The 4,200-nt window shown below is 65.4% G+C and carries 6 protein-coding genes; 4 read left to right on the top strand and 2 right to left on the bottom strand.

Annotation, left to right across the window (positions count from 1 at the left end; all coding sequences use genetic code 11):
- Positions 1 to 219: 219 nt before the first annotated feature.
- Together rplQ and I71_RS28355 are read left to right on the top strand one after the other, a co-directional pair.
- The gene (gene rplQ, locus I71_RS28360) at positions 220 to 648 is read left to right on the top strand and encodes a 50S ribosomal protein L17 (protein WP_042702116.1); all 429 of its coding nucleotides are present in this window, start codon (positions 220 to 222) and stop codon (positions 646 to 648) included.
- Positions 649 to 803: 155 nt separating this feature from the next.
- Positions 804 to 1,382 (top strand): YqaA family protein, encoded by a 579-nt coding sequence (locus tag I71_RS28355; RefSeq protein WP_042702114.1) that lies wholly within the window; start codon positions 804 to 806, stop codon positions 1,380 to 1,382.
- A gap of 108 nt (positions 1,383 to 1,490) precedes the next feature.
- Here the strand turns inward: I71_RS28355 and I71_RS28350 are convergent, their stop codons facing one another.
- Positions 1,491 to 1,763 (bottom strand): hypothetical protein, encoded by a 273-nt coding sequence (locus I71_RS28350; protein WP_042702111.1) that lies wholly within the window; start codon positions 1,761 to 1,763, stop codon positions 1,491 to 1,493.
- A gap of 124 nt (positions 1,764 to 1,887) precedes the next feature.
- Between I71_RS28350 and I71_RS28345 the strand changes: the two genes are divergently transcribed.
- Both I71_RS28345 and I71_RS28340 read left to right on the top strand, forming a co-directional pair.
- A complete protein-coding gene (locus tag I71_RS28345; protein WP_148294390.1) occupies positions 1,888 to 2,250 on the top strand; it encodes a hypothetical protein in 363 nt (120 codons plus the stop codon).
- Positions 2,251 to 2,260: 10 nt separating this feature from the next.
- Entirely contained in the window at positions 2,261 to 3,580 is a 1,320-nt protein-coding gene (locus I71_RS28340) for a replication-associated recombination protein A (RefSeq protein ID WP_042702104.1), read from the top strand.
- 71 nt (positions 3,581 to 3,651) lie between these two features.
- On the opposite strand, the gene I71_RS28335 is transcribed toward I71_RS28340, so the two are convergent.
- Positions 3,652 to 3,879: a hypothetical protein gene (locus I71_RS28335; protein ID WP_042702100.1), complete on the bottom strand. Its 228-nt coding sequence runs from the start codon at positions 3,877 to 3,879 to the stop codon at positions 3,652 to 3,654.
- Positions 3,880 to 4,200: the final 321 nt, after the last annotated feature.

Here is a 4,200-nt window from a genome sequence, read left to right as displayed (position 1 = left end):
GAACTGGCCGCCGGAGAACATCGAAGAGCTGGCCAAGCGTCTGGAAGAGCCGTACTAAGCATCTCTGCATTTTGCCTGCGCCCTTTCCGTCGTCAGGCGGGGAGGGCGCATTTCCCAGGGCCGCACGGCCCGACCCCTTGGCCGTACCAGCGTTACGACTGGGCGGCGGGGTTCACGATCGGCTCCCCGAGGGGGGCCATGCCATGAAGGAGGACCGCCATGCGTCACGGCGTTTCGGGACGTAAGTTCAGCAAGACCAGCAGCCACCGCAAGGCCATGTTCTCGAACATGGCGAATGCGGTGATCAAGCACGAGCAGATCACCACCACCCTGCCGAAGGCGAAGGACCTGCGTCCGATCGTCGACAAGCTGATCACGCTCGGCAAGAAGGGTGGCCTGGCCAACCGTCGTCTGGCTTTCGCCCAGCTGCGCGACAACGAGACGGTGACCAAGCTGTTCACCGTCCTGGCCGACCGCTACAAGGACCGCCAGGGTGGCTACAGCCGCGTCCTGAAGGCCGGCTTCCGCTACGGCGACGCCGCCGACATGGCCGTGTTCGAGCTGGTCGAGCGCGATGTCTCTGCCAAGGGCCAGAACTCCGGCCCGACGCAGGAGGCCGCCGAGGCCGAAGGCGAGACCGCCGAGTAACATGACCGGCAGTCGCGCCGGTCTTCCCAACTGTGCGGCATCGGGTCTCAGTATCCCGTGTCGCACAGGACGGAACCGCCGATATCGGTGATATATTAGACCCTTCCTTCGGGGATTTCCCTGAAGGAAGGGTTTTCTCTTATGTGGCCGGTCGAATGTTGCGTTCTCTTTACACACGTATCCAGCGCCTCGCCGCCCGCGACGACGCCGTCTGGTGGATGTCGGCGATCTCCTTCGCCGAAAGCTCCTTCTTCCCGCTGCCGCCGGACGTGATGCTGGTGCCGATGTGCCTGGGCAAGCCCAAGCGCCTCTGGTTCTACACCAACATCTGCGCGCTCGCGTCGCTGCTCGGTGGGCTGCTGGGCTATGCGCTGGGCTTCTATCTGTTCGAGAGCGTCGGGCGGATGATCATCGACTTCTACAACGCGCAGGAGTCGTTCCAGCATTTCCAGGAGATGTTCGCCGAGTTCGGCCCCTGGTTCCTGATCCTGAAGGGGGTGACGCCGATCCCCTACAAGCTGCTGACGATCACCGCCGGATTCGCCCATCTCGACCTGACGGTCTTCGTCCTCTGTTCGATCGTCGCGCGCTTTTCCCGATTCTACATGATCGCCATCCTGCTGCACTTCTACGGTCCGCAGGTTCAGCACATCATCGAGAAGCGGTTGATGCTGGTGGCCACCGTCCTTCTGGTGGTGGTGGTCGGCGGCCTCCTCAGCTTCAAGTTCGTCTGACCGGGACTGGAGTGCGATCGTTTCAAGCGGTATCGCTTGAAACGTGAATCACACGGAAAACCAAAAGACTAGAGTCTGTCTGGTGCTTCATTACGCATCGGACAGACCCTAGTCGGGCATGCCCTGGTCCTGGCTGTTGCGCCGGGACGGGGGCAGGGCGGCGCGGTCGGCGCGGTCGCGGCGCACGATCAGGACGATGGCGACGGCCACGAACAGGCCGCCGAGCAGCGGGATGATCATCTCGCCCATGCCGACGTTGGGCAGAGCCAGGACGCGCGAGGCCAGCATCACGAGGCCAAGGACGAGCAGCGCCAGCAGCAACCGCCAGGACCGGTGGCGGGGCGGGCTGTGCGGCGGTCTGCCGTCCGATTCCGGTGTCATTTCAGTCATTCCCTTCTTGCTACGGTTATCGGCATAGTGGGGAGCGAACGGGGGCTGGTCCAGAGGGGTGTGGCATTCCGCCATGCCCAAAGCCATTCCCACAACAAGAACAATAGGAGCCGTCGTGGCTATGTTCCGTCCGGTCCGTCTCATCGCCCCGCTTGTGGCCGTGGCCCTCCTCGGTCTGTCGGCCTGCGCCGACCCGGCCGCGCGCCCCTCCACCGGCCCGGCGCCCACCGTTACCGTGGTCCCCGGACCGTCCACCCCGCGCGGCGGCGACGACCAGTCGCTGCGGATCGATGGCGGCGCCGGCACCGGCGCGTCCTGCCAGGCCCAGTGCGAGCGCAGCCACAATTCCTGCATGGACTCGGTCGCGGCCCGCAACCAGGGCGGAATCGACCGCACCGATTCGACTCCTTTCAGCCCGACCGACAACTGCAGCTTCCAACTGAAGCAGTGCTACCAGCGCTGCACCGCGGTGCGCTGAGGCGGCGGTCATGGCGAAGCGCGGCGACTCGGGCGGGGATGGCGGGTTGTTCGAATCGGCGGCCCCCCGTCCGCTCGCCGACCGGTTGCGTCCGCGCACGCTGGACGAGGTCGTCGGGCAGGATCATCTGCTGAAGCCCGACGGCCCGCTCGGCCGCATGGTGGCGGCACGGCGGCTGGCATCCATGATCCTGTGGGGGCCGCCCGGCTGCGGCAAGACCACCATCGCCCGCCTGCTGGCCCACAGCACCGACCTGCATTTCGAGCCGCTGTCGGCGGTGTTCTCCGGCGTCGCCGACCTGCGCAAGGTTTTCGACGCCGCGCGGGCCCGGCGGGTTGCGGGGCAGGGAACCCTGCTGTTCATCGACGAGATTCACCGCTTCAACCGCTCCCAGCAGGACGGCTTCCTGCCCTTCGTCGAGGACGGCACCGTGACGCTGGTCGGCGCCACCACCGAGAACCCCTCTTTCGAGCTGAATGCCGCCTTGCTGTCGCGGGCGCAGGTCTTCGTGCTGAACCGGCTGGACGACGCCGCGTTGGAGAGGCTGTTGTCGCGGGCCGAGGCGGAGATGGGCCGGCCGCTGCCACTGGACGCCGATGCGCGCGCCGCAGTGAAGGCGATGGCGGACGGCGACGGCCGTTTCTGTCTGAACCTGTGCGAGGAGCTGTTCGCCCTGCCGGGCGAGACGGTGTTGGACACCAACGCGCTCGCCGCCACCATCCAGCGCCGCGCCCCGCTCTACGACAAGTCGCAGGAGGGGCATTACAACCTCATCAGCGCCCTGCACAAGTCGCTGCGCGGGTCGGATACCGACGCGGCGCTCTATTGGTACAGCCGGATGCTCGACGGCGGCGAGGACCCGCGCTACATCGCCCGGCGCCTGACCCGCTTTGCGGTGGAGGATGTCGGGCTGGCCGATCCCAATGCCCTGACCCAGGCCATCGCTGCCTGGGAAGCCTATGAACGGCTGGGCAGTCCAGAGGGTGAACTGGCCCTGGCCCAACTGGTGATCTATCTGGGAACGGCGCCGAAGTCGAATGCCGGCTATACCGCCTACAAGGCATCGGTGCGCGCGGCGAAAGAGACCGGCTCGCTGATGCCGCCCAAGCATATCCTCAACGCGCCGACCAAGCTGATGAAGAGCATCGGCTACGGCAAGGGATACGAATACGACCATGACACGGCGGAGGGGTTCTCCGGCCAGAATTATTTTCCCGACGGCATGGCCCGGCGCGACTTTTATCAGCCGGTGGAACGCGGATTCGAGCGCGACCTGCGCAAGCGGCTGGACTATTGGGCCAAGCTGCGCGAGCGGCGGGGGGAGGAGTAGACAAGATGGTTCCGGCCTGTCCCGCGCCAGTGCGTGGGACAGGGCGAATCACTGACGTCAACGGGCAGCTATTACGCCGCCATGCCGTCCGCTGCTGCCGAGGCGATCAGGCGGTAGTGGCTGGTGTCGGCGAGGACCGAACAGCTCAGGGTTTTCGACACGCCCTCGTCTTCAGTGCTGACGACGCGGGCATGCGGGATGCCCAGCAGGTTGACCGTTGCCGTCACCCGCCAGCCGCGACCGGCTGCGCTGCCGACCGGTTGGAAAACCTGCCCGATCTGGACATGCCTCTTGCTCATGACGGAAAGCCCCCGGACGGCCGGCTGCCCCTGTGGGATCCGGCCTGTTGCGCAACATCAACCGACAGTTAAGCGCAGCAGCGAGTCGCAATCAACAGGGAAACCGTCACTTATCCCACAGGCCGGTAAAAGCCGGGTGAAATGTCACGGGCCACCGCCCGCGGCAGCATGCCTGCCTGACACGCGATGCCGGCTCAGCATCCGGATTTCGGTAGCGCCTCGATCTTTTCCAGCACCGCGTTGACGGTGAAATCGCCATAGTCGATCAGCATGGATTCGGCGATGCCGTTTCCAACAAATGCAGGCTCATTTCATATTCCG

The sequence above is a fragment of the Azospirillum sp. B506 genome (assembly GCF_000333595.1).
Lineage (GTDB): Bacteria > Pseudomonadota > Alphaproteobacteria > Azospirillales > Azospirillaceae > Azospirillum.
Note: the sequence above shows the minus strand (reverse complement) of the source record. Positions and strands in the feature narration are given on the sequence as shown.